Source organism: Streptomyces sp. NBC_00370, from assembly GCF_036084755.1.
GTDB lineage: Bacteria > Actinomycetota > Actinomycetes > Streptomycetales > Streptomycetaceae > Streptomyces.
This window is the reverse complement of record NZ_CP107968.1, coordinates 3090443-3116891: the sequence shown is the minus strand read 5'-3', so window position 1 is coordinate 3116891 and position 26449 is coordinate 3090443. Positions and strand designations below refer to the sequence as shown.

Sequence of the window (26449 nt, the reverse complement as noted above, 5' to 3'; positions counted from 1 at the left end):
GTGGAGGGGATCGCATGACCGTCCCGGTCTTCGAAGAGTACGAGCCCGCTCTCGACTGCCCCTGCGCCGGATGCGCCGAACAGCGGCGCGATCCGGCCCGGGGCCTGTCCGCGCGTACCGGAGGCCGTGCCGCGCACAGCGCCCGGCAGGCGCTGGTGCTGGTCACCGCCGCCGGTATCGTCCTGGGCGGTACGGGAGCGGGCGCCGCGCAGGCGGCAGGACCGGGTCATGTCCCCGCACTCGGCAGAGCCGACGAATCGACGGCCGACGGTACGACGGCGGCCGGCAGGCCGGCCGCCGAGCCTGATCCCTCGACCCCGCAGGGCGACAGCGGTCCGCTGCACGGCCCGCCGACCTCGGGCCCCGGCGCGGGCCAGCCGGGCACGCTGCGCAAGAGCACCCGCGCCGAGATCATCAACCGCGCCAAGCGGTGGGTGAGCGCGAAGGTGCCGTACAGCATGAACAGGTTCTGGTCCGACGGATACCGGCAGGACTGCTCGGGCTTCGTCTCGATGGCCTGGAACCTGACGGGCAACGAGTGGACGGGCAGCCTCGCGAAGTTCGGGGTGAAGATCGCGCGGGCCGACCTGGAGCCCGGCGACATGCTGCTCTTCCACAACCCGGCCGACCCGAGCAAGGGCTCGCACGTCACGATCTTCGGCGGCTGGACCGACTACACGCACTCGACCTACATGGCGTACGAGCAGACCACGCCGTACACCCGGGTGCAGCCGACCCCGATGGCGTACTGGAGCAACTCCGACCGCTACGTGCCCTACCGGTACAAGGGGCTGACCGAGGGGAACGCGGGCGCGGCGAGCAGTACGAAGGGAACGCCGTTCCCCGGCGCGAAGTCCTTCGGGCCAGGCGCCGACAACAAGTACGTCACCCAGCTCGGCAAGATGCTGATCGACCGCGGCGCCAAGCGCTACTACAAGACGGGCCCCGGGCCACGCTGGAGCACGGCGGACAAGAACGCGACGAAGGCGTTCCAGCTCGCCCAGGGCTGGCGCGGCGCCGAGGCGGACGGGCTGCCGGGCATCGACACCTGGCGGTATCTGGTCGACCACCTGGGCAAGGACATCGCGCCCGCCGGCGCGGGCGGCAGCCCCGGCAAGAGCGCGGCGGGCGGTACGGGAACGAGCGCGGGCGGCAAGGGCGGTTCGGCCGGTACGAAGGCGCCGGCGTTCCCCGGTGCTCGCTATTTCCGGCCCGGACAGTCCAACAAGTACGTCGAGCAGCTCGGCAAGCAGCTCGTGAAGAAGGGCTTCGGCAAGTACTACGTCTCCGGACCGACCCAGCGCTGGGGTGAGGCGGACCGGCGCAATGTCCAGGCGTTCCAACGCGCCCAGGGCTGGGGCGGCAGCTCGGCGGACGGCTACCCCGGAGCCGAGACCTGGCGACGACTCTTCGCATGACGGAGGCAAGGATGACAACGATGACCTCGCGCCCGAGCGGTGACGGGAGCGAGCCGCTCGGCGCGATGCCGCTCGGCACCGGGCCGGACGTGACGGACGTGACGGACGTGACACAGGCGACGGCCGCGACCCCGGTGGCCGGGGAGCCGGCGGCCGAGGCGGACGTGCCCGCTGCTCCGGCCGCCGCGCCGGTCGCCGAACCGTTCGTACCGGACCAGCAGAGCGAGACGCCGACTCCGGAGCCCGTGGTGGCCGAGGCGCCCGCCGAGGAGCGCCCGCCGGTGAGCGAGCCGGTGGTGCGCGAACTGGTGTCGGGCGAGCCGGTGACGGGCGAGCTGGTCGTGAGTGAGCCGGTGGTCGGTGAGCCCGCGGTGGACGAGCCGGTGCTGACCGAGCCGGCCCCGCGTGAGCCGGCGCTGAGCGACACCGCGGTGATCGAGGCCGTCGTCGACGAAGCGCCGGTGGCTGAACTCCCCTTCGGTGACGCCCCGGTGCACGTCGTGCCGGTCAGCGAGAGCCGGGTCAACGACACCCGCGCCGCCGACGGGCGTACCACCCGCTGGAGCCCGCTCATCGTCGGCGAGAGCACCCACGAGATCCCGGTGCACCTGCTGTTCAGGGACGAGGCGCGGGCCGTCGCCGGGCAGCGGCAGGGCACCGGCGAGCAGCCGAGGGTCCGCCGGGTGCCCGCGCCCGCCGGGGTCGGCGCCGTGCCCGCGCGCCCCGCGACACCCGTCGACACCCGGCTCGTGGAGCGGGCGGGGCCCGTACTGCCGGGCTGGGCCGCCGCGTTCGTCGGTCTGTGCGCGCTCGTCGGCTGCGCGGCCGTGCTGTGGTGGGCCGGGGCTGTCCCCGCCGAGCTGGTCCGGATGGCGCGGCTGTCGTCGCATCCGTACCACGGCATCGGGATCGGGCAGTGGGTGCTGCTCACGCTCGGTGTGCTCGTCGTGCTGTTCACCTTCGGCGGGCTCGGCCGCGGCCGGGTGGGGCACGCCTGGGTGCTGACGCTGTTCGGCGAGTACCGGGGGAGTGTGCGCCGTACGGGGCTGCTCTGGGTCAGCCCGTTGCTGCTGCGCCGCCGGGTGGACGTACGGCTGCGGCATTGGCGGAGCGAGCCGATGCCGGCCGTGGACGCGAACGGCACGGCGCTGCGGGTCGTCGTGCTGGTGGTGTGGCGGGTCATGGACACCGTGCAGGCGACGCTCGGCGTCCGGGACCACGAGGAGTATCTGCGCGAGCAGGTCGAGGCGGCCATGGCGCGGGTGCTCTCGCAGCTCCCCGCCGACGCGTTCCACGAGACGGTGCCGACCCTGCGTGACGCCGAGGCCGTCGGCGCCGCGCTGACCAGGATGCTGTCGGCCGAGTGCCGGTCGGTCGGGGTCGACGTCTTCTCGGCGCAGCCGACGCGGATCGAGTACGCGCCGGAGATCGCCGAGGCGATGCAGCGCAGCCGGATCGCGGCGCTGGACGCCCGGCACCGGGACAGCGTGCTGACGGCGGTGGTGGACGCCGTGGACGACACGGTGCACCGGCTGACCTCGCGCGGCCTGGTCGAGCTGGACGACTACGAGCGCAAGGCGCTCGTCAAGGACCTGACGGTGGCCTTCTACACGGGGCGGCACGCGGGCGCCGACCGATTCTGACAACGGACCGCAGTTGTTATGGACATGGTCAAGGTTCGTTAATACTCTGAGGGTTGGTCTAGACCGCAGAATCGGGTCTGCGGTCGGGCTGCTCCACCGTTCCGCCGTTCAACCGTTCCATCGCTCGAAGGTCCCACTGCACGCGTGCAAGACGGCTCACCGAACTCCCCACGTTCTCTGGAGCGAAGCATGCGAAGAAGCAAGATAGGCGCGGCCCTCGTGGGCCTCGCGGTCACCGGTGTCACCCTGCTCGCCACCGGCAGCGCAAGCAGCCACGGCTACACCGACTCACCCATCAGCCGCCAGAAGCTCTGTGCCAACGGCACGGTGCAGAACTGCGGCAACATCCAGTGGGAGCCGCAGAGCGTCGAGGGGCCCAAGGGCTTCCCGGCGGCGGGTCCCGCCGACGGCAAGATCTGCGCGGGCGGGCTCAGCCAGTTCGCCGAGCTCAACGACCCGCGTGGCGGCACCGGATGGCCCACCACCAAGGTCACGGCGGGCCAGAGCTACAACTTCCGCTGGCAGTTCACCGCACGGCACGCCACGACCGACTTCAAGTACTACATCACCAAGAACGGTTGGAACCCGTCGCAGCCGCTCACCCGGGCGGCCCTCGACACCCAGCCGTTCCTGACGGTGCCGTACAACAACCAGCAGCCGCCGGCGACGCTCTCGCACTCGGGAGTGCTGCCGCAGCGTACGGGCCGGCACATCATCCTGGCCGTCTGGACGATCGCCGACACGGCGAACGCCTTCTACGCCTGCTCGGACGTGCAGTTCTGACGTCCGGGCCGGGTGCCTGGCGGCTCAGGAAGCGTGACAGCTGACGAAGCGTGACGGCTTCCGACGCGTGACCGAACGGCCTCGGGGAGTGCGGCGACGGTGCCGCGCTCCCCGAGCGCCGTTCACCCTGCGGCGCCTGCCAGTTCGGCCGGGCGGCGGCGCAGCGCCAGGGCCGCCGGGACCACGGCGGCGACCACGGCGATCAGCCCGCAGGCGGCCACCACCTCGCCCAGCGCGGCCCACGGCAGTACGGGCCCCGACGGCACCCGCAGCACGGCAAGCGCCGCCCACATCCCGGCCAGGTTGACCCCGGCCACCAGCAGTCCGAGCACGGCCCCCACCACCACGACCGTCAGCGCCTCGGCCGCGACCAGCCGCAGCACCTGCCGGTCGGTCGCGCCCGCCAGGCGCAGTACGGCGAGGTCGCGGACCCGGTCGGCGGTCGCCATGACCAGGGTGTTGGCCAGCGCGATGGCCGTATAGAGGAGTGCGATGCCGAGGACCAGCAGAAAGCCGATCCGGGTCCGGGCGTTCGTCTCCGGGTAACTGGCCCTGATCCATTCCTCCTTGCTGAAGACCCGGCCCTCGAACGGCGGGAGCGCGCGGCGCAGTCCTGCCGCCACGGCGGCGGGATCTCCGGTGACCCGGACATCGACCCGGTCGACCGGTGCGCCCGCCGCGTTGCGCGGGGTGACATAGACGCCGTTGCCACCCGTGCCCGTGCGCAGGACGGCGGCGATCCGCAGCGTCGTCCGCGTACCGTCCGCGCGCCAGATCGCGACGTGCTGCCCGACCGTGTGCCGGGCCCACTCCTCGTTGACGATGATCGAGCCGTCGTCCAGATCGCTCACCCGGCCTGCGGCGACCGGCAGTCGGGCGGTGTCGGCCAGGGCCGCAGGATCGGCGGTGGCACGCGCGTCGGATTCGATGAGCGCCACTCCGTCCTCCAGTACGTAGACGGCCGTGGCCGCCGTGGGGGAGACCTCGGCGCCCGGCACGGCGCGCAGCCGTTCGACGGTCCGCGCGGCCAGACCCGTCCCGCTCGTGCTGGCCGGGGAGTCCGTCGCCGCGACCACGAAGTCGGCCGTCGTCCGCGCGCGGGTCTCCGACGCCTTCGCCGCGTTCAGCGTCGCCGTCGCGCCGAGCAGCGAGCCGGTCAGCCCGACCATGACGAGCACGGGCGCCGCGACCGCCGCCGTACGGCGCAGGCCGGCCGCCGCGTTCTCCCGTACGAGCATGCCCAGCGCGCCCGGCAGCCTGGCGGGCAGCCAGGCCACGAGCCGGGTCAACGGCCCTACCAGCAGCGGGGAGAGCAGGGCCAGCGCGGTGATCAGCAGCATCGGTCTGCTGGTGTACGTCTTGCGGTGCAACAGCTCGCCGGGGCCGGTCAGCAGCGTGCAGGCCAGCAACCCGACGCCCGTGAGCAGCAGCCCGCCGCCGAGCACCCAGCGGCCCCACGTCATGGTCCCGCTGTCCACGGACGCCTCACGCAACGCCTCGGCGGGAGCGACCCGGCCCGCGCGCCAGGACGCGGCGACCACTCCGCACAGCGCCACGGCCACCCCGCTCCAGAAGGCCACGTGATACGGCCAGCCGGCGTCGCCGACAGCGAACCAGGGCGGCGCGATCCCCTCGTCCACCAGCCACTTCGCGAGCAGCGGCGCGGCCCGGCCGCCGAGCAGACAGCCGGTGGCCGAAGCGGCGACGCCCACCAGCAGCGCCTCGGCGGCCACCGTCCGCCGGAGCTGGCCGGGCGTCGCCCCCGCCGTACGCAGCAGCCCGAACTCGCGGCGCCGCTGGGCCACGGCGAAGGCGAACGTCGAGGCGACGACGAAGACGGAGACGAAACCGGTGACCCCCGCGGCGGTGCCGAGCATCACGTTCACCGTGACGAGCGCCTCGCTGTCGCGGTCCGGGTCGGGGTCCGCGTACGTCCGCTCGTCACCGGTCAGCACCCGTACCCCGGGACTGCCCGCGACCTTCGCCCGTACCGCTCCGGCATCTGCGGCGACGGTCAACTGATACACGGACGGAGCCAGTTCGGCGGCGCGTGCGTCGGTGAAGAAGAGCGCCCGCTCGATACCGAGGTCCCCTACGGTGCCCACGATCCGTACCGTGCCCTGGTCGGTCCGTACCCGCTGCCCCGGCCGGGCCCAACTGCCGGTGGCCACCGCCTCGTCGGCGCTCACCGGGGCCCTGCCCCGGTCGACGCGGTACGGCGCGAAGGCGGCCGTCGACCACGGACGGCCGACCAGACCGGCCGGGCCGCCGACCGCGCGTACGGGGAACGACCGGTCCTCGACCGTACGGCCCAGGCCCGCCAACTCCCGCACCAGCCCGGCCGGTACGGGCCGTGGCCTGGCCAGCGGGCGTACCCGCTCGCCGGCCGGGGTCGGCACCCGCAGGGTGTCGGGGCCCTTCACCACCACGGGGGCCTCGGCGAACCGCTCCGGATGGCGCGCCGGCGCCGCAAGACTGGCGGCGAGGGCCAGGCCCGTCGTGGCGATGAGCCCGACGCCCAGGGCGAGGGCGACGAAGGAGCCTGCGAAGCTGGTCCACCGGCCCCGCAGGGTCCGCAGCGCGACGCTCAGCACGCGACGGCCTCGGCTTCCTGTCCGGCCATCCGCGCGGCGACGGACTCGGCGGTCGGAGCGAGCAGTTCGCCGCCGAGCCGGCCGTCGACGAGGAAGACCACGCGGTCCGCGTACGAGGCGGCGACCGGGTCATGGGTGACCATGACGACCGTCCGCCCTTCGCCGTCCACCATGTCCCGCAGCAGCGCCAGCACGTCACGGCCGCTGCGGGAATCCAGCGCGCCCGTCGGCTCGTCGGCGAACAGCACCTCCGGGCGGGTAATCAACGCACGTGCCAGCGCGACGCGTTGCTGCTGCCCGCCGGACAGCTCGGAGGGCCGGTGCCCGGCCCGGTCGGCGAGCCCCACCTGGTCGAGTGCTGCCCGTACGGCGGCCCTCGGCACGCGGCGGCCCGCCAGCTTCAGCGGCAGCGCGACGTTCTGCGCCGCGGTCAGCGCGGGCAGCAGGTTCAGGGCCTGGAAGACGAAGCCGACCCGGCCCCGGCGCAGCAGCGTCAGCTTGGTCTGGGACAGGCCGGTCAGCTCCGTACCGCCGATGGTCACCGAGCCCGAGGTCGGCCGGTCGAGCCCGGCCGCGCACTGCAGAAGCGTCGACTTGCCGGACCCGGACGGGCCCATCACGGCGGTGAACGTGCCGGTGGGGAAGGACAGCGAGACGTCGTCGAGCGTGGTGACCGCACTGTCTCCCGAGCCGTACACCCTGCTCACCGCCCGGAGTTGGATCGCGTCGTTTGCCATGGCTCCACTCCACAGGCCCGGACCGCCGGGCACACCAGGGCAGGGCCGAGTCCTGGGGTAGGGCAGGCCCTACCCCGGCCGCACCGTCCAGTGGGATGGCCCGCGCGCCGACCCGCCTTCTACGGTGCTGGTATGCGCTCCCGAACCGTGTGGCAGGCCCTGGCCAGGCCGGACTTCCTGCTCTCGCCGTGGCCATGGCGCTGCGCCGGCTATCTGCTGAGCGGAGTCCCCGCCGGGGTCGTCGTGCTGGTCGTCGCGGTGGTGCTCGGGGTGGTGGGCGGCGTGCTCGCGCCGGTGCTGATCGGGCTGCCGCTGCTCGCCGCGCTCGCGCTCGGCGGGCTGCCGGTCGCCGCGCTGGAGCGGCGCAGGACCCGGCTGGTCGACGCACGGCCGCTGACCGATCCGCACCGCAGGCCCGCCGAGGCGGGGCTGTGGCCCTGGGTACGCACCCGCTGCCAGGAGCGGGCGACCTGGCGGGAGTTGGGGTACGCGCTGCTGTTCGCGCTCGTGCTGTGGCCGCTGGACGCGCTGGCCTTCGCCTTCGGCGCCGGGCTGCCGGTCGTCCTGATCGGCACGCCCGTCGCCCTGGCCACCTGGGGGGACGGACAGGAGGTGCGGGTGGCCAAACTGTGGACGGTCACCACTTGGCCCGCGGCGGCCGGCAGCGCCGTGCTCGGTGTGCTGCTGCTCGCCGTCTGCTGCTACGGGCTCGGTGTGATCGCCGGTGCGCGCGCCGAGCTGGCCCGGGTCCTGCTGGCGGAGCGCGCGTCGCCCCTCGACCGGCGGGTGACCGAACTGGCCAGCTCCCGGGTGCGGTTGGTCGACGCGTTCGAGGCGGAGCGGCGCAGGATCGAACGCGATCTGCACGACGGCGCGCAGCAGCGGCTGGTGGCGCTCACCATGACGCTGGGGCTCGCCCGGCTCGACGCGCCGCCCGGTCCGGTCGCCGACCGGCTGGACACGGCGCACCGGGAGGCGTCCCTGGCGCTGGAGTCGCTGCGTGAGCTGATCCAGGGCATCCACCCCAGGGTCCTCACCGACTACGGTCTCGCCGCCGCCGTGACGGACGCGGCCGACCGGTCCGCCGTACCGGTCGACGTGACACTGGAGTTGGCCGGGCGGCTGCCGGAAGCGGTGGAGGCGGCGGCGTACTTCGTGGTGTGCGAGGCGCTGGCCAATGTCGCCAGGCACAGCGGTGCGAACCGGGCTTCGGTGGACGGCGGTTACCGCGCGGGCCGGCTCGTGGTGGAGATCGAGGACGACGGCGTGGGCGGCGCGCGTAGCGACGGCGGGAGCGGACTGACGGGTCTGGCCGACCGGGTGTCCGTACTCGGCGGCAGGCTGGCCCTGTTCAGCCCCCAGGGCGGCCCCACCCGACTGCGTGTGGAGATTCCGTGCACACCGTACGAACCTCCTGGTAACTCGTATGGAAAATAGCTCCGTTCGGGTGCGAGTTGGGGTCCGGGGGGTTTGCCCGCGGCGTGAAATGGGGGACGATTCCGGAGCCGGTCACCGCGCGTAGACCCGTACGGCGAACGGTTCGGCAAGGCTGAGGGCGCCCCGTGTCACAGCACGGGGCGCCGCCCCGTCCCCCACCGGAGGAATCGAATGCACAGACGTCTCGCGCTTCCGCTCGCCGCAGCCGTACTCGCCCTTCCCGCAGCGCTGTTGTCCACCGGCCAGGCATCGGCCGCGCCGGCCGACAAGCCGCAGGTGCTCAGCAATCTGACCCAGCCGACCGCCGCCAGCCGTAACGCCTGGGTCGCCGCGAACAACGACAAGGGCGCCTGGTCCGCGTACGCCTTCGACTGGTCGACGGACTACTGCTCGACCTCTCCCGACAACCCGTTCGGCTTCCCCTTCGCGACGTCGTGTGCGCGGCACGACTTCGGGTACCGCAACTACAAGGCGGCCGGCCAGTTCGACGCCAACAAGGCGCGGCTCGACACCATGCTCTACACGGATCTGAAGCAGGTCTGCACGGCCTACAGCGGTGCGACGAAGGCGACGTGCGACGCGACCGCCTGGACGTACTACCACGCGGTCGACATCTTCGGTTCGACCCCCGCGGTGGACGGCAACCGCTCGGTCGTCTGACACGGCCCCACCCGTGGCCGTGAGGAAAGGGCCCCGCACCGTCACCGGTGCGGGGCCCTTTCGTCGCGTGCGCCGCCAGGGACTCGAACCCCGGACCCGCTGATTAAGAGTCAGCTGCTCTAACCAACTGAGCTAGCGGCGCTTGCCGACCCGGAAATAATACCCTCAGAAAGTGAGTGACAACGCCACGGGCGCCGCCCTGCGGTTCAGGGTCTCGGCGGCGGCGCGCAGCCGGTGGGCGTGTTCCACCGGGAGGGAGAGCGCGAGGCAGCCGACAGCGGCGCCCGCCGACAGCGGGACCGCGGCGCAGACGGTGCCGACCGCGTACTCCTGGAGGTCGAGCACCGGGACCGTGGCGGGCTGGGCGTCGAGCCGGGAGAAGAGCTGGCGCTCGTTGGTGACGGTCCGCGAGGTGAGCCGGGCGATCTTGTGCCGGGCCAGATGGTCCCTGCGACCGTTCTGGTCGAGCTGGTTCAGCAGGCACTTGCCCGCCGCGCTGGCATGGGCCGCTGAGCGGAAGTCCACCCACTCCCGGACGGCCGGGGTCCTCGGCCCCGCGGCGAACTGGGTGACCCTGACCTCGCCGTCGATGTACCGGCTGACGTAGACGGCCGCCCCGACGGTGTCGCGCAGCGCCGACAGGGTCTCCTGGAGCTTGGCTTCGAGCGCCTGCCGGCGGGTGGCGTCCGAACCGAGCAGCACCAGCGAGGCACCGGCGGCGTACGCGCCGTCCGGCAGCCGTTCGACATAGCCCTCGCGGCGCAGCATGCGCAATATGGGGGCCAGATGGAGCGGCGGCAGTCCCGATTCGCGGGCGATCACGGTTTCCGTGACCCCGCCGCCGTGCTGGGAGACCGTTTCGAGAACGCGCAGGATGTAGCGGACCGAGTGGAACGACGCGGTCGGCTCCCGTTTCAGCACCACGGCTCCCCCTCGGGGCTCTCGGTTGCCCGTCTCTCACGATAACGGCCAATCCCGTGCGGTGGGGCGGCTGTTGGGGAAAGAATGACGCGGCCCCGCACCGTATGCGGGGCCGCGTCGTCGTGGCATATGCCACACGGTAATTCGCGAGCGCTGTTTTACAGAACGGCGCTGAGGAATTCCCTGGTGCGTTCGTTCTCCGGGTCGGAGAATATTTTCTCCGGGGTTCCCGACTCGACGATCCGCCCCGAGTCGAACATCAGCACCTGGTCCGAGACGTCCCGCGCGAAATTCATTTCGTGCGTCACGCAGAGCATGGTGATATTCGTCGTCCGCGCGATCTCGCGCAGCAGATCCAGCACCCCCGCGACCAGTTCCGGGTCGAGCGCCGACGTCACCTCGTCCAGCAGCAGGATCTCCGGCCGCATCGCCAGCGCGCGGGCGATGGCCACCCGCTGCTGCTGGCCGCCGGAGAGCTGCGAGGGGTGCGCGTCGACCTTGTCGGCGAGACCGACCATGTCGAGCAGTTCACGCGCCCGGGTCTCGGCCTCCTCCTTGCTGACGCCGAGGACGTTGACCGGCGCCTCGGTGATGTTCTGCAGCACCTTCATGTTCGGGAAGAGGTTGAACTGCTGGAAGACCATGCCGATCTTCTTGCGGGACTCGCGCAGCTGCTTCTCGCCCGCCGGCTTCAGCCCGCCGCCGGAGGTGCGCATGTGGGACAGCGGCTCGCCGTCCACCCAGATCACCCCGTCGCTGACCTTCTCCAGCGTCATCAGCAGCCGCAGGATCGTGGTCTTGCCCGAGCCGCTGGGGCCGATGAGCGTGACGTGCTCGCCGCGCCGCACGGCGAAGTCCAGCTGGTCGAGGACCACATGGTCGCCGTAGCGCTTGACGACCTGGTCGAAGTGGACGAGCGGCCCCCCGGGAGCCGCGTCCTGCGGGGACGAGGTTTTCTGCAGCGGCAGAGGGTCAGTGGCCAAGGCTCTTCTCCAGCTTTCTCATCAGCAGCGAGGTCGGGTAGCTCGCGATCAGGAAGATCAGTCCGGCGAGGGTGAACGCCTCCGTGTACTGGAAGTGGTCACCCGCGTACTTCCGCGCCTCGAAGACCATCTCCTGGACCGTGATGACCGCCAGGAAAGGGGTCTCCTTGAACATGGAGATCGCGTAGTTGCCGAGGGCGGGCAGTACGTTGCGCACCGCCTGCGGCAGGATCACGGCCTGCCAGGTCCGCCGTGGTGACATCGACAGCGCGCGGCAGGCCTCCCACTGGCCCTTCGGCACACCGTCGATCCCGGCCCGGTACACCTCGGAGGTGTACGTCGCGTAGTGGATGCCCAGCACGATCACCCCGATGACCAGGGGTTCCGTGGAGGCGAACACCGCTGCCGCGCCGACCAGTTGCACCAGCAGCGGGGTGGAGCGGATGAACTCCATCACCGCGCGGACCGGCACCGTCACCCACCGGGAAGGGGCGCGTCCCGCCACCGCGATGGCGAGGCCCAGTACGGCGGCGACCAGGGTGCCGAGCACCGTCGCCAGCAGGGTGATCTTGAACCCGTTGAGCAGCAGGGGCAGTGCGTCCCATGCCGCGTTCCAGTCGAACTTGCTCATTGGGCCGCACCTCCGGTGAGCGCCGGGTCGCCGGCGCTGCGGCTGCGCAGCAGACTGCGCTTGTCCGGCCGCTGGCCGAGCCTGGCCCTGGCCGTCCGTTCGAGCAGGTTCATCAGCATCGTGAGGATGTAGGCGAGGACGAAGTAGAAGACCAGCAAGGTCGCGTACGAGGTGAGGGACTCACCCGTGCGGTCCCTGATCTGCTGGATCACGGTCATCAGGTCGGCCGCCGAGATCAGCCACAGCAGCGGGGTCGCCTTGAGCAGCTGGATCAGCAGGTTGGTGAAGGACGGGATCATCTGGGCCCACGCCTGCGGCATGATCACCCGCGTCATCCGTTTGTACGGGCTCATGTTGAGCGCGATCGCCGCCTCCCACTGCGCGCGCGGTACGGCGTTGACGCCGCCGCGTACGACCTCGGAGCCGTAGGCGCCGAAGTTCAGCCCGAAGGCCACGACACCGCAGATCATCGAGGTGAGTTGATATCCCGTCAGCTGGGGCATCGCGTAGTAGAGCCAGAACAGCTGGACATACAGCGACGTGCCGCGGAAGAACTCGACGACGATGCGCGAGACCACCCGTACGACCGCCAGCCGGCTGCCCGCCATCAGGCCCAGCAGCAGCGACAGGACGAAGGCGAGGGCCGCGCCGAGCAGCGTGGCCTGGACCGTCACCCAGAGTCCTGAGCGCACCTGGGGAAGGTCGTTGGAGAATGTGGTGAAGAAGTCGCCCATACCGGCTCGGTCCCGTCATCCCTTGCAGAGGTCGGCGGTCTTCAGGGTCGCCGGTGGGATCTCCGTGGCGCCGAAGCCGTACGGCGTCAGCAGCTCCACATAACGGGACTTGTCCGTGACGATCTTCTTCAGTTCCCTGTTGAAGGCGTCCCGCAGGTCCTCGTTGCCCTTCTGGAAGACGGCGCCGCCCGGGCTGTACTGGGGCTTGCCCTTCAGCTCCGGCACGAAGGCCTTGGTGACCTCCGTCTCCGGGTTGGTCTTGGCGAGCCAGCGCAGCGAGATGCCGGTGAGCAGGAACGCGTCGATCCGGCCGCTCTTGACGGCGTCCGCGCCGTCCTGCGGCTTCTGCAGCGTCTTGATCTTGCCCGAGTCGATGCCCGCGCCCTCCGCGTACGAGGACTCGACGGCGCCCGCCATCACACCGATCGTGATGCCGGCCTGCTTGGCGGACGGCAGGTCGGTGACGTTCTTCGGGTTGCCCTTCTTCACCATCATCGCGGTGGGGGAGATGAACTCCGGCTCCGAGAACAGGGCGTTGGCGCAGCGCTCGGGCGTGATCGCCATACCCGCGCTGACGACGTCGTACTTGCCCGCCTGCAACCCCGGGATCAGACCGTCGAAGTCGGAGAGCGTGGGCTTCAGTGTGTCGACACCGAGGGCCTTGAATATCTGCTGGTGCAGCGCGGGGGCCTCGCCCTTGAGCTTGCCCCCCTCGGTATAGCCGTACGGCGCCTCGTTGGCGTACGCCACCCGGACGAACCCCTGTTTACGAAGCTTGTCGAGCGCTCCTGAGCCGGTGCTCGCGCCGCTGTCGGTCTTGCTGCACGCGGCCAGCGCACCAGGTACGACGAGCAGTCCACCGACGGCCGCGGAGCGGCTGAGGAAGCCCCGGCGGGACAGGTTCGGGAAGTCAGCCATGGATCGAAATCTCCTCGGATCGGGACAACGTGGTCAGACGCTGCGGACAATGGGGGGCACCTGCCCGACTCCGGATTTCTAAGCGTGACCCCTGGGGGGTGTAACCAAACAGTGCCCGGAAGGAGACCTTCCTGTGGCCTGATCCGATCGGTCCGCGTGGTGGCGTGTGCGATCAGCCGGGGCCGGGCAAGCTGCGAGGATGTCAGAGCGCTATGTGCAGGTATCACTCGACAAGCGCGGGGTCCAGTGCACCGCGAAGCTCCTCGACGACCGGGCGCCGGTCACATGCGCCGCCGTGTGGGAGGCGCTGCCGCTCGGTTCGGACGTCTACCACGCGAAGTACGCGCGCAACGAGATCTACGCCCTGTTCCCGGCGTTCGCCGCCGAGGAACCGCCGCTGGAGAACCCCACCATCACCCCCATCCCGGGCGATCTGTGCTACTTCACCTTCTCGGAGGCGGAGCTGGGCGCCGCCTCGTACGGATACGACGAGCAGGCCGTACGGGGCCGCCGTACGGTCGTGGACCTCGCGCTGTTCTACGAGCGGAACAATCTCCTGATCAACGGCGACGTGGGCTGGGTCCCCGGCATCGTCTGGGGCTCCGTGGTCGAAGGGCTCGACGCGATGGCGGAGGCCTGCCAGGACCTCTGGCGGGCCGGCGCCGTGGACGAGACGCTCAGCTTCCGGCGGGCGTAGGGGCCCCGGCGGGCGCGGGGATCCGGGCGGCGCCCGACTCGTACAGCGCGTGCGCGGCGCGCAGCACCAGCGCGTCCGCGTGCCGTGCGGCGACCAGTTGCAGACCGATCGGCAGCCCGTCCTCGTCCACCCCGCAGGGCACGGTCGCGGCCGGCTGCTGCGTCAGGTTGAACGGGTACGTGAACGGCGTCCAGGACGTCCAGCGGCCACCCCTGCCCCCGGGCGTCTCGGCCCCCGCCTCGAAGGCGGTGATCGGCAGCGTCGGCGTGACCAGCAGGTCGTACGTCTCGTGGAACCGGCCGAGCCGCCTGCCGAGATCCATCCGCGCGTCCACCGCCGTCAGATAGTCGAGCGCGCTCGCCCGCTCCCCCTCGGCGACGATCTCCCGCAGCCCCGGATCCAGCAGCTCGCGCTGGTCGGCGCCGAGCGGCTGCGCCACCCTGGCCGCCCCGCTGAACCACAGCGTGTGGAACGCCGCCACCTGGTCCGTGCTGTCCGGATCGGCCTCTTCGACGTACGCGCCGAGCTCGGCGAGCCGGCCGACGGCGCGCCGTACCGCGTGCGCCACGGCGGGGCGTACCGCGACCTGCCCGCCGAAGGTGGGCGAATACGCGATCCGCAGCCCCCGCACCCCGCTGTCCAGGGCGCCGCTGACGCCGGGCGCCGGGGCCAGCTGCGACCAGTCGCGCCAGTCGGCCCCGCTGATCACGTCGAGCAGCAGCGCCGCGTCGGCCGCGTCCCGCGTCATCGGACCCGCGTGCGCGAGCGTGCCGAACGGGCTCGACGGATACAGCGGCACCCGCCCGTACGTCGGCTTCAGCCCGAAGATCCCGCAGAACGAGGCCGGGATCCGCACCGAACCTCCGCCGTCCGTACCGATCGACAGTGGCGCTGCGCCCAGCGCCACCGCGGCGGCGCTGCCCCCGCTGGAGCCGCCCGAGGTGCGCAGCAGGTCGTACGGATTGCGGGTGACGCCGGTCAGCGGCGAGTCCGTGACGCCCTTCCAGCCGAACTCGGGCGTCGTCGTCTTGCCGACGAACACGGCGCCGTGCTCCCGCAGCCGCGCCACCGACGGCGCGTCCTCGTCCCACGCGCCGGCCGCCGAGACGGTCCTCGACCCGCGCAGGGTGGGGCCGCCGCGCTGGAGGATCAGGTCCTTCACCGAGACCGGCACCCCGTCCAGCAGCCCCTGCGGCTCCTTTCTGAGCCACCGCGCGGTGGACGCCTCCGCCTGCGCGAGCGCCGCGTCGGCGTCGACCCTGGTGAACGCGTTGACCAGCGGCTGTACCGTCTCGATACGGTCCAGCACGGCGCGCGTCGCGTCCACGGGCGAGAAGTCGCCCCTCTCGTAGCCGGCGACGAGCTGCCGCGCCGTGAGGTCGGTCAGGAACGTCGGATCAGTCATGGCCGGTCACGTACCCACGTTTCTTGTCGACCACGTTCGTGAGGGGCTTTCCGGCGGACCAAAGTTCGTACAATTCGATGAACTGCTCTCCCAGCCGGTCGCGCCAGCCGACGGTGTCGCCGCTCATGTGCGGGGAGACGATCAGCCCCGGCACGTCCCACAGCGCGCTCGCCGCGTCCAGCGGCTCGTGCTCGAACACGTCGAGCGCCGCGCCCGCGATCCACCGGCTGGTGAGCGCCGCGACCAGGTCGTCCTCGACCACGAGCTGCCCCCGCCCCACGTTGATGAAGCGCGCCGACGGCTGCATCAGCCCGAAGAGGCGCGCGTCGAACATGCCGCGGGTGTCGTCGGTGAGCGGCGCCGCGCAGATCACCCAGTCCGCACCGGCGAGCAGCCGGGGCAGCTGCTCCGGACCGTGGATGCCGCGCCGCGCCGTCCGTCCGGTGACGGCCGTGGTCACCCCGAGCGCCTTCAGCGTCGCGGCGACGGCGAGCCCGATGGGGCCCGAGCCGACGACGGTCGCGCGGCTGCCGCTGACCCGTATCCCCTCGCGGTGCCGCCACCGGTGCCGGCGCTGCAGCTCCAGGGTCCCGGGGAGATCCTTCGCCATGGCGAGGACGAGCCCCGCGACGTACTCGGCGATGGGTTCCTCGAAGATGCCGCGCGCGTTGGTGACGATCGTGTCGGACGCGATCAGCTCGGGGCACATCAGCTTGTCCACACCCGCGCTCGCGGTGTGCACCCAGCGCGGCCTCGGCCCGTCGCCCGGCCACGCGTCACGGACCGCTCCGGAGCTGAAGTCCCAGACCAACAGGGCGTCCGCATAAGGGAGTTGTTCGGCGAGATTGGACTCGTCCGCGTACCGGACGGTGGCCCGCCCGGTGAGCCGACCGAGCCGCGGCGGCGGGTCGGTCTCCAGGACGAGGAGGGTCGGATCAGCCATCGGGTCGAACCCCTTCGGTGCGGTGTGGGGGAGCCGGAGCCGGCGCTGCGGCGGGTGCGCAGATTTCGCTCGGGAAAATTCGATGCAACGTCTGACTTGTACGGATTGACCACGCTCGCACCGTGCTCCTACCTTCGTCAACAAGACCCGATGACCGGCTGCTCCGCGACCGGTCCGTAAGGGGGCCAGTGTTGAATGTCTCCTTTCTTGGCGGGCCGCAGCCGCAGCGTGGTGTGGGTGTGGTCGCTCCTTTCGACTTCGCCCTCGACCGCGAACTGTGGCGCTGGGTACCCGACAACATCTCGCTGCGGCTGACCAGAACCCCGTACGTGCCCGTCGAGGTGTCCCTGGACCTCGCCAGGCTGGTCAGCGAGCACGAAACCCTCGACGAGGCGGTACGGGCGCTCGGCGCCTCCGAACCCGAAGTCATCGCCTACGCCTGCGCTTCGGGCAGCTTCGTCGGCGGCCCGGCCGGCGAGCGCGCCATGTGCGAGGCGATGACCCGGGCGGGCGACGTCCCGTCGGTCACCACCTCCGGCGCCCTCGTCGAGGCGCTGGCCGAGCTGGGCGCCACCCGGATCGCGCTGGTCACGCCCTATACGGAGTCGGTCACCCGCTCGCTTGAGGAGTACCTGGCAGAGGTGGGGGTAGCCGTCACTGGTCGCGCTTTTCTGGGGCTGACCCGGGACATCTGGAAGGTCCCGTACCGCTCGGTCATGGATATGGCGCGGCAGGCCGTCGTAGGGGCGGCCGACGCGCTCTTCATCAGCTGCACCAACCTTGCGACGTACGACGTGATACCGCAGCTGGAGGCCGAACTGCGCATACCCGTGCTGTCGGCCAACCAGGTCACCATGTGGTCCGCACTGCGCAAGCTCGGCGCACACGCCGTCGGTCCGTACCAGCGACTGCTGCTCGACCCGCCTCCGGCGCGGCCGGTGCTGTCGGAGCCCGTGCTCCAGGTACAGGAACCGGTGCTGCCCAAGCAGATCCAGCCGCCGGAGCAGCCGCCGGACGAACAGGAAGGCTGGACATGACGACCGTCGGACTCCTCTATCCCGGGTACTCCGCGGAGGACGACTATCCGCGCATCGAGATGCTCTTCGACAGCGACATCAGGCTGCCGCTGTTCCACACGGAGATCGGCGAGGACGCCCACCGCGTCGACGCGCTGATCCGGATGGGGGCCGACGAGCGGCTCGCCGAGGGCGTCGAGGAGCTGCGGCTGGCAGGCGCCGACTCGGTGGTCTGGGCCTGCACGAGCGGAAGCTTCGTGTACGGCTGGGACGGCGCGCACGAGCAGGTGCGCACGCTGGCCCTGGCGGCCGGACTCCCCGCGTCCAGCACGTCGTTCGCCTTCGCCCACGCGATCACCGCGCTCGGCGCCGAACGGGTCGCCGTCGCCGCCACGTACCCCGAGGACGTCACCGGCTACTTCACCGACTTCCTGAAGGCGTCGGGCGCCGAGGTCGTGTCCGACCGGGCCAGCGGCATCATCACCGCGGCCGAGGTCGGCACCTGGGGCCGCGACGAGGTGCTGGAGCTGGCCAGGGCGGGCGACCACCCGGACGCCGAGGTCGTGCTCCTGCCGGACACCGCGCTGCACACGGCGGCGTACCTGCCCGAGCTGGAGGAGATCCTCGGGAAGCCGGTCCTCACCGCGAACCAGGTCACGGTCTGGGAGGGTCTGCGGCTCGCTGAGCGGCAGGCCTGGGCCCCCAAGCTGGGCACGCTGTTCGCGAAGCGGGTGTCGTAGGCCCTCCCAGCGGTCCGGCGGTCCTCCTGTCGCCTCGCCTCACGTCGCCTCACCTCGCCTCGCCGGGGAATAACCGGAGCACCCCTCCTGTTACGCGGGAGTTATCCGTAATTCCCGCGCAGGAAGGCTTCACCCGTGGACGACGCGATCAGTGGCACGGACATCCGCGGCACGGCACTGGGGACCGCACCCGTACCGCTGTCCGTACTGGACCTGGCCACGGTGGGCAGCGGCACCACAGCGACGGAGGCCCTGCGCAACAGCGTCGCGCTCGCGCAGCTGGCCGAGCGCAGGGGCTACCACCGGCACTGGCTCGCCGAGCACCACTCGATGCCCGGCATCGCCTCCTCGTCCCCCGCGGTGATCCTCGCCCATCTCGCCGCCCACACCGAGCGCATCCGGCTCGGCTCGGGCGGCGTGATGCTGCCCAACCACGCGCCGCTGGTGATCGCCGAGCAGTTCGGCACGCTCGAAGCGCTCGCGCCGGGCCGTATCGATCTCGGCCTCGGCCGCGCCCCCGGTACCGACGGCGCCACGGCCGCGGCGCTGCGCCGCACGGACCGGCCCGACGCGGGGGCCGACGACTTCCCGCAGCAGGTCGCCGAGCTGACCCGGTTCCTGGACGACGACTTCCCCGACGGCCACCCGTACTCCCGTATCCACGCCGTGCCCGGACCGGTGCAGGGGCCGACGGGACGGCCGCCGATCTGGCTGCTCGGCTCCTCAGGGTTCAGCGCCCAGCTGTCCGGGATGCTCGGACTGCCCTTCGCCTTCGCGCACCACTTCTCCGCGCAGAACACCATCCCCGCGCTGGACCTCTACCGCGAGTCCTTCCGCCCTTCGGTCTTCCTCGACGCGCCGTACGCGATGATCGGCGTCGGCGCCTTCGCCTCCGAGACCGAGAAGGAGGCGCGCCGCCAGGTGATGACCGGCGCCCTGTCGATGGTCCGGCTGCGCACCGGCCGCCCCGGGCTCGTGCCGACGCCCGAAGAGGCCGAGGCGCACCCGTGGAGCCCGATGGAGGAGGAGTTCGTCAACAGCTGGCTCGGCAACCTCATCCACGGCACGGCCGACGAGGTCAGGGCGGGCCTTGACGGGCTGCAGAAGCGAACGGGCGCGGACGAGATGATGATCACGGCCAACGCGCACGGGGTCGAGGCGCGGCTGCGGAGCTACGAGCTGATCGCGGACGAGTACGGGCTGCCGACGGCCTGACGGGTCGGCCGCTTCCGCTGCTGGCGGTGCTGGCGGTGCTGGCGGTGCTGGCGGTGCTTGCGATGCTGGCGGAACCGCGATCTGCCCTCGGCAGACTGCGGTTCCGCTCGCGGCAGCCGTCGCCCACACTCGGGCACATGAGACTTCTGGTGATCGGCGGATCGGTATTCCTCGGACGGGCGTTCGTCGAGGAGGGACTGCGACGTGGTTGGGACGTGACCACTTTCAACCGGGGGAAGACGCAGTCCGACCCGGCGGGCGCGCGGAGCGTACGCGGCGACCGGGAGAGTGAAGAGGACCTGGCGCGGCTGGCCGAAGCCGGCCCGTGGGACGCGGTCGTGGACGTCTGCGGCTATGTCCCCAAGGTCGTCGGAGCCTCGGTCGCCGCGCTCGCCTCCGCCGCCGCCACCTACCTGTTCGTCTCCTCCATCAACGCGCGCCCCGGCTGGCCCTCCGAGCCGGTGGACGAGAACTCGCCCCAGCACGGGGGCGATCCGCAGGCGGGACCCGACGACGGCGACTACGGCAAGCTCAAGGTCGGCTGCCAACTGGCCGTCGAACAGGGCTTCCCCGGCCGCTCGTTGATCCTCGAACCCGGCCTGATCATGGGCCCGCATGACCGCGCGCAGCGGCTCACCTGGTGGCTGTCGCGCACCGCACAGGGCGGCCGGGTGGCCGCGCCCGGCGCGCCGGACAACGAGATGCAGCTGATCGACGCACGGGACATCGCGATCTTCGGCCTCGACCGGATCGAGGCCGAGGACTCGGGGACGTACCTGGTCAGCGGTACGCCCGCGAACACGACGTGGGGCGAGTTCCTCGACCTCTGCCTCGCCGAGACCGGCCGCAAGGCCGAACTGGTGTGGGTGCCCGACGAGATCCTGACCGAGCACGAGATCGCGGTGTGGACCGAACTGCCCTTGTGGGCACCGCGCGAGGGCGAATTCACGGCCGTCTGGCGGCCCAGCTCGGCGAAGGCGATCGGGGCGGGTCTGCGCTGCCGCCCGGTCGCCGAGTCCGTACGGGACACGGCGAGTTGGCTGTTCGGGCCGGGCGGCATGGACGAGGCGTTCGGTCCGTCCCGTACGGGCCGCGAGGCGAAGGGCATCAGCCCGGAGCGCGAAGAGGCGCTGCTCCGGGCGGCTGCGGTGGTCGGTGACCAGCGGTGAGGGGGCGTCCCTCAGAAAATGTTGGCCCACCTGTGGGATGAGATGTTGTTGTTGAGCGCCTGGCCCGAGCCGGAGCCCGTGTTCGCGTCGAACGCGTAGAGACGCAGATCCGACAGACCTACACCGTTGGCGACGCCTCTCCGGGCGCCCGTGTAGTTCAGCCCCCAGTACACCCATACGTCATCCAGGGCGCCGGGGTAGCCGTCGTTGTGGAGCGAGCTGACCTGGTTGCGGCACGAGCCCCAGTCCGGAGCCTCGCCGGACCAGTCGTCGCACCAGTTGGTGTATCCGGTGTCGTAGTAGACATGGAGGAACCCGGTGGCGGCCGGGGCCGGGGGAGCGGATTCGGAGGCCTGTGCGGTGAGGGGCGCGACGCCCACGGCCAGTGCCGCGATCGCCGTGCCGATCAGGAGGGTGTGTACCTTGCGCATGTCTTCTCCTCGTTGGGTCCTCGTTGCGGTTGTCCCGCAGCTGTCGCGCGGTTTTCTCGCGGTTACGAATCCGTGCCGGCTGCCGAGGTGACGGCGCGGGCGCGGGGCAGTGCGGCGTGCTGGAGGCGGAGCCTGGTCTCGACGGCGGAACGGTGCTGCCGCCGGAGCTTGTCGGCGTACTGCCGGTCCAGCTCATCCGCCGTCCTGGCCAGACCCGAAGTGATCGCGCACCGGGCTTCGGCGACGGCGAGCCTGACCTCCTCCGTCCGGGGCAACGGGTGCTCCGGCGGAGGCAGTTGAGCCCGCAGCCGGGCCGGGCTCGGGTAGGGGTGGCCGGCCTTGCGCATACAGGCGGCCCAGGGCTTCACGGCCTCGGCGAACCGGGGGTCGCCGTTGACGTCGGACTGTCGCATCCCGGTCAGGCTGTCCTCGGTGAACTCTGCCTGGAACCACTCCTGGAGGTTTCCGTACAGGGTCCGGTCGGCATCCGACTGGCAGCCCCCGGAGCTGCGCTGGGCGACCATGCCGTCCGGGGCCTTCGCCGTCACGCCCTCCATTCGTTCGCCGTTGGCCGCTTTGAGTGCTGCGGCCCTGCGTCCGGACGGCAGAGCGCGGAAGTAGAGCTGGTTGGGATCGGTCGCCCGCACCCGGGCGAGCGCGCGTTGGATGTCGCTTCCGTATCCGTGCTCACGGGCCCAGGCCACGTCGTCGATGACGTAGGGGAATTCCCGGGCGTCCGGGACCGGGTTCTCCTTCACCGGCAGATAGACGAATCCGTGCCTCGCCATACAGTCGCGGAGCAGGATCTGGTCCGCCGTGAACAGCAGACTCTTCTCGCGCGAGGTCGGTTCGCGCGCCGGTTGCCGCCCGGAGCCGGCGGACGAGTGAGAGGCGGTGGAGTGGGACGGTGGGTCGGAGACCGCGTGGACGACCGCCGGCACCGCCAGGGCCGCGCAGGCCACGACAGCGCCGACAGCGACAAGCCGGCGTCCCCCGCCCGCACTTCGCAACAGTGCCATGACCGCTCCCCCGTGACGTTTCCCTGGTTGGGCCGGTGCCGTACGGCCGTCTCCCCACCAGGGTGCGGTCCGGCCGACCGGAGCACGAGGCGTTTCAGCGAGGCCTGAAAAGCTCAGGTCAGCGCCTTGCCGGCGGGGATGCGGCCGTGCAGCAGGGCGGCGCCCAGCGGGGTGAGGGAGTGCAGGACGTGATTGCCGATGCGCCGGCTGTGGACCAGGTTGGCGGCGGCGAGCGCGTGCACATGCTGGCTGGCGGACGCGGGGGAGACACGGAGTCTGCGGGCGAGTTCGCCGGTGGTGGCGGTGTCGTGCAGGGCGGCGAGCGTACGGGCGCGGGTACGGCCGAGGATGGCGTGCAGAGCCTGCGGGGTGGTCCCGGTCACGCTGTCGGAGGTGTCGTGCCCGACGGGGTAGACCAGGACCGGTGGTAACTCCGGGTCGGCCAGGGACACGGGCGTACGCCAGCAGAAGTACGAAGGGACGAGCCGCAGTCCCCGCCCGGCGAGCCGCAGGTCGCGGTCGAGTGGATAGTCCGCGTGCAGCACCGGCGGCTCCCAGCGCATGCCGGGGCCGAAGGAGCTGAGCAGTCCGTGCACGCCGCCGTCCCGCAGGGCCCGTGCGCGCAGGGCGCGGTCGCCCTCGGCCAGGGTCTGGGCGTCCGTCCAGTCCGGGGCGATCACCGCGTGGTGGACGGTACGGACGGCGGCGGCCAGGTCGGCCATCCGGTCGTGGTCGCCGCCCGCGAGATCCCGCAGCCAGGGCCGGGGCGGGGTGCGGCGCGCGGTCACCCCGCCGCCCAGTTGGCGCAGTTCACGCCGCAGCCGCCCCGGGCGGGTGGCCCGTATCGCGTCGAGGCCGCAGTCGAAGCCCGCAGCCGCCGCGGCGGGGGTCAGAAAGTCGGGCGTGTAGCCCCTGTTCGGGGTCAGCGCTGCCAACAGCCACACCGATCGGGTCAGTTGCCGTTGTGCGACCACGTCGAGGGCGCGGCGGCGCCAGGTGCGGAAGACAGGTGCGCCCCGCCCCGGACAGTGCAGCTGCTGCAGGCCGAGCACCGTCTCCCATAACGGATCGAGTTCCGTGGCGACCTGGACGCGTGCCAGATCCTCGGCGGTGAAGTGAAGACGTAACACAGCCTTGTTCCCCCCAATGCGCTGCGTGTCATTACTGCGGCGCTCGCGCCGACCGTCACGACATGTGTAGCGCGAAAAGTTTGTTCAGTGTCCTGGAAGGGACGGTGAACAAACGGATCGGAACAATCGGCCACCCCCGCAGGTGCCGACCGCGGTACGGGACTGCCGCTCAGCGCACGCCGGCCGGGGCCGCCTCGATGCCCTGGGCGTAGCGGAAGAGACCCGTCGGGTCGTAACGCCGCTTGACCTCGGTCAGCCGCCGGTAGTTCGCGCCGTAGTACGCGGACCGCCACGGCCGCAGATCGGGGTCGGGGAAGTTCACATAGGCCGCGTCCGTGCCCAGTTGGCGGCTCAGGGTGTGGTGCGCCGCCCGCGTCTGGTTCACCAGCTCGGCCGCCTCGCCGTCCGGCGTACCGGCCTTCCAGTGCGCGCCGATGTCGATGACGAACGTCGCGTCCCGGTGCGGGAACGCGGTCTCGCCGGGGCCGGGCGCGTCGCTCCGTACGCCCATGGCGAAGAGGGTGATGTAGCCGGTGCCGCCGGACGGTCCGGGGCGCCAGTCGCGTACCCACCCGATGACGGACTCGACCGTGTGCGGCTCCAGCCACCGGTCGGGGACCAGCGACTTCGAGGCCATCGCGCCCACCTCGGGCGCCGCCATCAGAAAGTCCTGGGCCGCCCAGAACTGCCGCTCCTCGATGACCAGCCGGTCCATCTCCAGGTCCAGCACCCCGGCCAGAGCGCGGCGCAACTCGTCCTCCGTGCCGAGCCGTTGACCGAGCACATTGAGTACGGGCGCGCCGCTGCCCGGGTGCGAGAAGCCGACCCGTACGTCGAAGTCGCCCGCCACGTCGGCCCGCAGGGCATCCTGCAGCTCGGCCATGACGCGGACCCCGGCGTCGAGCCCGAAGGTCAGGTCGAAGACCGTGGCCCGCAGCTCACCGACGGGGACGGCGTCGAAGGTGAAGCCGGTGTTGATACCGAAGTTGCCGCCCGCGCCGCCCCGGCAGGCCCAGAACAGATCGGCGTTCTCCCGCTCGCTCGCCCGCACGACACTGCCGTCGGCCAGCACCACCCGGGTCGACAGCAGCCGGTCGCATGTCATGCCCCACTTACGGTCGTTGAAGCCGAGCCCGCCGCCGAGCGTCAGCCCGGCGACCCCGACGCCCGGACAACGGCCGCCCGGAAAGTACAGGTTGGCCGCCCTGGCCGCGTACACGTCCGAGTTGGTCGCCCCGCCGGCCACCGTCAGCGTCCGGCCCCCGGTCACCGCCACCTGCCGCATCCGCCGCAGCTGGATCAGCAGCCCGCGCGTGGTCGAGTACCCGGCGTAATTGTGCCCACCGGCCCGCGTCGCCAACGGCACCCCGTGCTCCCCGGCCCACCGCACGGCGCTGCGCACATCCCCCTCGGTCGCACAGGCCACGATCCCGGCGGGCCACACGTCGGCGTACCGCAGATTGTCGGGGACGGCGAGCAGGCCGTACTCGTCCTGGCCGGGCCGGTAGAGTCCGGCCGCCGGACTGAGCTGCTTGCGCAGCGCGCTCCAGGCGGCGGCGCCGGGCACGGCGGACCGCGCCACGGCCGCCCCCGCACCCCGGGCGGCAACCCCACCCACGATCCCCACGGCCGCGGCCCGGGCCCCCAGCCGCAGCACGTCACGTCGACCGGTCACAGAAACCCCTCTCACGATGACCGCGCACGATACGCAGTGTCACCATGATGGCGAACTCCAGTGACGGACCGTCAGTGCCGCACCGCCCAGCTACTTCGCGGTCTCAGCGGCGCGCGCCGAGAGCGCCGAGACCTCGGCCGCCGCACGCCGGTCCCGCCCGGTGAGCTTCCAGGCGGCGAGCCGCGCGGCCATGGCGGGCGTCGGCGGGAAGACGCCGAGCTGCCCGAGCATGGTCATGTCGTCCCGCACGGCCTCGTGCCCGACCACCTTCCCGTCGCGCACCGTCAGTACGTGGATCTGCTCGTAGTCGATCTCACGGCCGGTCGGCGGGACGATCTTGTCCAGCTTCTCGTCACGAAAGAGCACGAACGGCCCGGTCTGCCGCCCCTGCATCCGCACCCGGACGAACACCTGACCGCGCTCGGCGTCGACACCCGTGTCGAGAACGGGGAACCGCAGACCGTCGAAGGCCGAACGCATCCACGCCCCGGAGGCAAGCACCCCGGCAGGACCGGGGATCGCACAGGCGACGGGCGAGTTGAAAGACTCCCGATTACGAAAGTCAGCGCCGACAACCTCGGCGGCAAGCGCCGCGTCGCCGGTCTCGATGACCTTGAAGAGGGAATGCGCGCTACCGATGGCACTGTCGGCCATGGGAACTCCTGCGGTGAGGTGCGATGAGTGGGGGTGACCTCGTCAACTCAGGCCAACGAGAGCCCCATTGAATCACCGCACCAAGCGCGAAGCGGTCAGACGCGTAGTCGAGCCTTACGTCAAGGAGATGACGCACCAGACGACCTTTCCGCCCGTGGGCAGAAGGCAGTAGTCCCATTCCTTTGAGATCTCGCCCACGATCAGCAGCCCTCGGCCGCTCTCCGCGTCCTCGGAGGGGCGGGCGTTGGCGATGGGCGGACGATCGCTGGGGTCGGCCACTTCGGCGATGAGCTGGGATTCGTCATGGCGCAGGGTCAGTGTGAGGGATCCAGCCGGCGTCTCCGGAGGAACGTGCTGTACGGCGTTGGACACCAGTTCGCAGACGGCCAGTTCGGTCGTGTCGATCTTCTCGTCGGCCACCTGCCAAGCACGAAGGACGTCACGCACATGCCGCCTGGCCCACGGCGCCGCCTCGGCTTTGGCGTCGAGTACGAGCGTGCTGACATGGGGCTCAGCCATCATGGTCTGCCTCGCCGCGCGTCGTGGTGGCGACGAACACGCTGCCCTTGATCCTCGCGGCCAGCTCGTCGCGCATGAACGCCGCCAGCTCGGGTTCGGGGTGGAAGCTGTCCATGCTCACGGACACGACCGCGGGCGCCGCTTCCGACCGGCAGGTTTCCACCATGTCGTGCCACACCTGCAAGCGATGGCCGGGGCCGTCCTCCTCGAAGATGTCCGCCAGTTCGAACCCGCCCTGCCCGGCGAAGTCCGCAAGCGTCTGGCGGGCTCTCCGCACGGTCGCCTCGTCCATGGTGTCGAGGACGCGGAAGTAGCCGTACAAGCGGGGCCGGGGCGTTGCTGTCTCCATGCCGTTGCTCCTGTGCTTCGAGGGGCTG

General features: G+C 71.4%; 26 protein-coding genes and 1 tRNA gene. 10 read left to right on the top strand and 17 right to left on the bottom strand.

The window, feature by feature from the left end:
• The first annotated feature begins 14 nt into the window (after positions 1–14).
• The 3 genes from OHS57_RS13750 to OHS57_RS13740 all read left to right on the top strand — a co-directional run bounded on the left by OHS57_RS13750 (position 15) and on the right by OHS57_RS13740 (position 3844).
• Positions 15–1418, top strand: coding sequence for a peptidoglycan-binding protein (locus tag OHS57_RS13750; protein ID WP_328582101.1), 1404 nt, complete (start codon positions 15–17; stop codon positions 1416–1418).
• Positions 1419–1429: 11 nt separating this feature from the next.
• Positions 1430–3061 (top strand): SPFH domain-containing protein, encoded by a 1632-nt coding sequence (locus OHS57_RS13745; RefSeq protein WP_443042885.1) that lies wholly within the window; start codon positions 1430–1432, stop codon positions 3059–3061.
• A gap of 189 nt (positions 3062–3250) precedes the next feature.
• A complete protein-coding gene (locus tag OHS57_RS13740) occupies positions 3251–3844 on the top strand; it encodes a lytic polysaccharide monooxygenase auxiliary activity family 9 protein (RefSeq protein ID WP_041989279.1) in 594 nt (197 codons plus the stop codon).
• 122 nt (positions 3845–3966) lie between these two features.
• Here the strand turns inward: OHS57_RS13740 and OHS57_RS13735 are convergent, their stop codons facing one another.
• Both OHS57_RS13735 and OHS57_RS13730 read right to left on the bottom strand, forming a co-directional pair.
• Positions 3967–6438, bottom strand: coding sequence for an ABC transporter permease (locus OHS57_RS13735; protein ID WP_328582099.1), 2472 nt, complete (start codon positions 6436–6438; stop codon positions 3967–3969).
• Positions 6432–7175: an ABC transporter ATP-binding protein gene (locus OHS57_RS13730; protein ID WP_328582098.1), complete on the bottom strand. Its 744-nt coding sequence runs from the start codon at positions 7173–7175 to the stop codon at positions 6432–6434. The genes OHS57_RS13735 and OHS57_RS13730 overlap by 7 nt, the downstream gene beginning before the upstream one ends.
• Before the next feature lie 132 nt (positions 7176–7307).
• Here OHS57_RS13730 and OHS57_RS13725 point away from each other — a divergent pair, with 132 nt between their 5' ends.
• Together OHS57_RS13725 and OHS57_RS13720 are read left to right on the top strand one after the other, a co-directional pair.
• Positions 7308–8612 (top strand): sensor histidine kinase, encoded by a 1305-nt coding sequence (locus tag OHS57_RS13725; protein WP_328582097.1) that lies wholly within the window; start codon positions 7308–7310, stop codon positions 8610–8612.
• Positions 8613–8783: 171 nt separating this feature from the next.
• A complete protein-coding gene (locus tag OHS57_RS13720) occupies positions 8784–9272 on the top strand; it encodes a phospholipase (protein WP_328582096.1) in 489 nt (162 codons plus the stop codon).
• Positions 9273–9340: 68 nt separating this feature from the next.
• Here the strand turns inward: OHS57_RS13720 and OHS57_RS13715 are convergent.
• From OHS57_RS13715 to ehuB, 6 genes are all read right to left on the bottom strand, one after another.
• Positions 9341–9414: transfer RNA gene (locus OHS57_RS13715), tRNA-Lys, on the bottom strand.
• Between the two features lie 23 nt (positions 9415–9437).
• Positions 9438–10196 (bottom strand): IclR family transcriptional regulator, encoded by a 759-nt coding sequence (locus OHS57_RS13710; protein WP_328582095.1) that lies wholly within the window; start codon positions 10194–10196, stop codon positions 9438–9440.
• A gap of 155 nt (positions 10197–10351) precedes the next feature.
• Complete coding sequence (gene ehuA, locus OHS57_RS13705; protein ID WP_328582094.1) at positions 10352–11176, bottom strand: ectoine/hydroxyectoine ABC transporter ATP-binding protein EhuA; 825 nt, start codon at positions 11174–11176, stop codon at positions 10352–10354.
• Positions 11166–11807: an ectoine/hydroxyectoine ABC transporter permease subunit EhuD gene (ehuD, locus tag OHS57_RS13700; protein ID WP_041989298.1), complete on the bottom strand. Its 642-nt coding sequence runs from the start codon at positions 11805–11807 to the stop codon at positions 11166–11168. The genes ehuA and ehuD overlap by 11 nt, the downstream gene beginning before the upstream one ends.
• Positions 11804–12541, bottom strand: coding sequence for an ectoine/hydroxyectoine ABC transporter permease subunit EhuC (gene ehuC / locus OHS57_RS13695; RefSeq protein WP_328582093.1), 738 nt, complete (start codon positions 12539–12541; stop codon positions 11804–11806). The genes ehuD and ehuC overlap by 4 nt, the downstream gene beginning before the upstream one ends.
• A 15-nt stretch (positions 12542–12556) precedes the next feature.
• Positions 12557–13459, bottom strand: a complete 903-nt coding sequence (gene ehuB, locus OHS57_RS13690) for an ectoine/hydroxyectoine ABC transporter substrate-binding protein EhuB (protein WP_328582092.1) — start codon at positions 13457–13459, stop codon at positions 12557–12559.
• Between the two features lie 199 nt (positions 13460–13658).
• Here ehuB and OHS57_RS13685 point away from each other — a divergent pair, with 199 nt between their 5' ends.
• Positions 13659–14156 carry a DUF3830 family protein gene (locus OHS57_RS13685; RefSeq protein ID WP_328582091.1) on the top strand — a complete coding sequence of 166 codons (498 nt, stop codon included), beginning with the start codon at positions 13659–13661 and terminating at the stop codon, positions 14154–14156.
• Here OHS57_RS13685 and OHS57_RS13680 read toward each other — a convergent pair.
• Positions 14137–15561, bottom strand: a complete 1425-nt coding sequence (locus OHS57_RS13680; protein ID WP_328582090.1) for an amidase — start codon at positions 15559–15561, stop codon at positions 14137–14139. The two genes, OHS57_RS13685 and OHS57_RS13680, sit on opposite strands and share 20 nt — an antisense overlap.
• The gene (locus OHS57_RS13675; RefSeq protein WP_328582089.1) at positions 15554–16504 is read right to left on the bottom strand and encodes a D-2-hydroxyacid dehydrogenase; all 951 of its coding nucleotides are present in this window, start codon (positions 16502–16504) and stop codon (positions 15554–15556) included. Before OHS57_RS13675 ends, OHS57_RS13680 begins: the two co-directional genes overlap by 8 nt.
• A gap of 191 nt (positions 16505–16695) precedes the next feature.
• On the opposite strand from OHS57_RS13675, the gene OHS57_RS13670 reads away from it, so the two are divergent.
• The 4 genes from OHS57_RS13670 (at position 16696) to OHS57_RS13655 (ending at position 20644) form a co-directional block, all read left to right on the top strand.
• A complete protein-coding gene (locus tag OHS57_RS13670) occupies positions 16696–17541 on the top strand; it encodes a maleate cis-trans isomerase family protein (RefSeq protein ID WP_041996217.1) in 846 nt (281 codons plus the stop codon).
• Positions 17538–18260 (top strand): maleate cis-trans isomerase family protein, encoded by a 723-nt coding sequence (locus tag OHS57_RS13665; protein WP_041989315.1) that lies wholly within the window; start codon positions 17538–17540, stop codon positions 18258–18260. Before OHS57_RS13670 ends, OHS57_RS13665 begins: the two co-directional genes overlap by 4 nt.
• A 135-nt stretch (positions 18261–18395) precedes the next feature.
• Complete coding sequence (locus OHS57_RS13660; RefSeq protein WP_041989318.1) at positions 18396–19475, top strand: LLM class flavin-dependent oxidoreductase; 1080 nt, start codon at positions 18396–18398, stop codon at positions 19473–19475.
• Positions 19476–19612: 137 nt separating this feature from the next.
• Positions 19613–20644 (top strand): NAD-dependent epimerase/dehydratase family protein, encoded by a 1032-nt coding sequence (locus tag OHS57_RS13655; protein ID WP_328582088.1) that lies wholly within the window; start codon positions 19613–19615, stop codon positions 20642–20644.
• Positions 20645–20655: 11 nt separating this feature from the next.
• Here the strand turns inward: OHS57_RS13655 and OHS57_RS13650 are convergent, their stop codons facing one another.
• From OHS57_RS13650 to OHS57_RS13620, 7 genes are all read right to left on the bottom strand, one after another.
• The gene (locus tag OHS57_RS13650) at positions 20656–21075 is read right to left on the bottom strand and encodes a hypothetical protein (protein ID WP_328582087.1); all 420 of its coding nucleotides are present in this window, start codon (positions 21073–21075) and stop codon (positions 20656–20658) included.
• 62 nt (positions 21076–21137) lie between these two features.
• The gene (locus OHS57_RS13645) at positions 21138–22094 is read right to left on the bottom strand and encodes a hypothetical protein (protein ID WP_328582086.1); all 957 of its coding nucleotides are present in this window, start codon (positions 22092–22094) and stop codon (positions 21138–21140) included.
• A 113-nt stretch (positions 22095–22207) separates the two neighbouring features.
• On the bottom strand, positions 22208–23224 hold the full coding sequence (locus OHS57_RS13640; RefSeq protein WP_328582085.1) for an ArsR/SmtB family transcription factor: 1017 nt from the start codon (positions 23222–23224) through the stop codon (positions 22208–22210).
• Positions 23225–23393: 169 nt separating this feature from the next.
• The gene (locus OHS57_RS13635; protein ID WP_328582084.1) at positions 23394–24899 is read right to left on the bottom strand and encodes an FAD-binding oxidoreductase; all 1506 of its coding nucleotides are present in this window, start codon (positions 24897–24899) and stop codon (positions 23394–23396) included.
• A 90-nt stretch (positions 24900–24989) separates the two neighbouring features.
• Positions 24990–25553 (bottom strand): ester cyclase, encoded by a 564-nt coding sequence (locus OHS57_RS13630; protein WP_328582083.1) that lies wholly within the window; start codon positions 25551–25553, stop codon positions 24990–24992.
• A gap of 114 nt (positions 25554–25667) precedes the next feature.
• Positions 25668–26072, bottom strand: a complete 405-nt coding sequence (locus OHS57_RS13625; protein ID WP_241778591.1) for an ATP-binding protein — start codon at positions 26070–26072, stop codon at positions 25668–25670.
• Positions 26065–26421, bottom strand: coding sequence for a hypothetical protein (locus OHS57_RS13620; RefSeq protein ID WP_328582082.1), 357 nt, complete (start codon positions 26419–26421; stop codon positions 26065–26067). Before OHS57_RS13620 ends, OHS57_RS13625 begins: the two co-directional genes overlap by 8 nt.
• Positions 26422–26449: the final 28 nt, after the last annotated feature.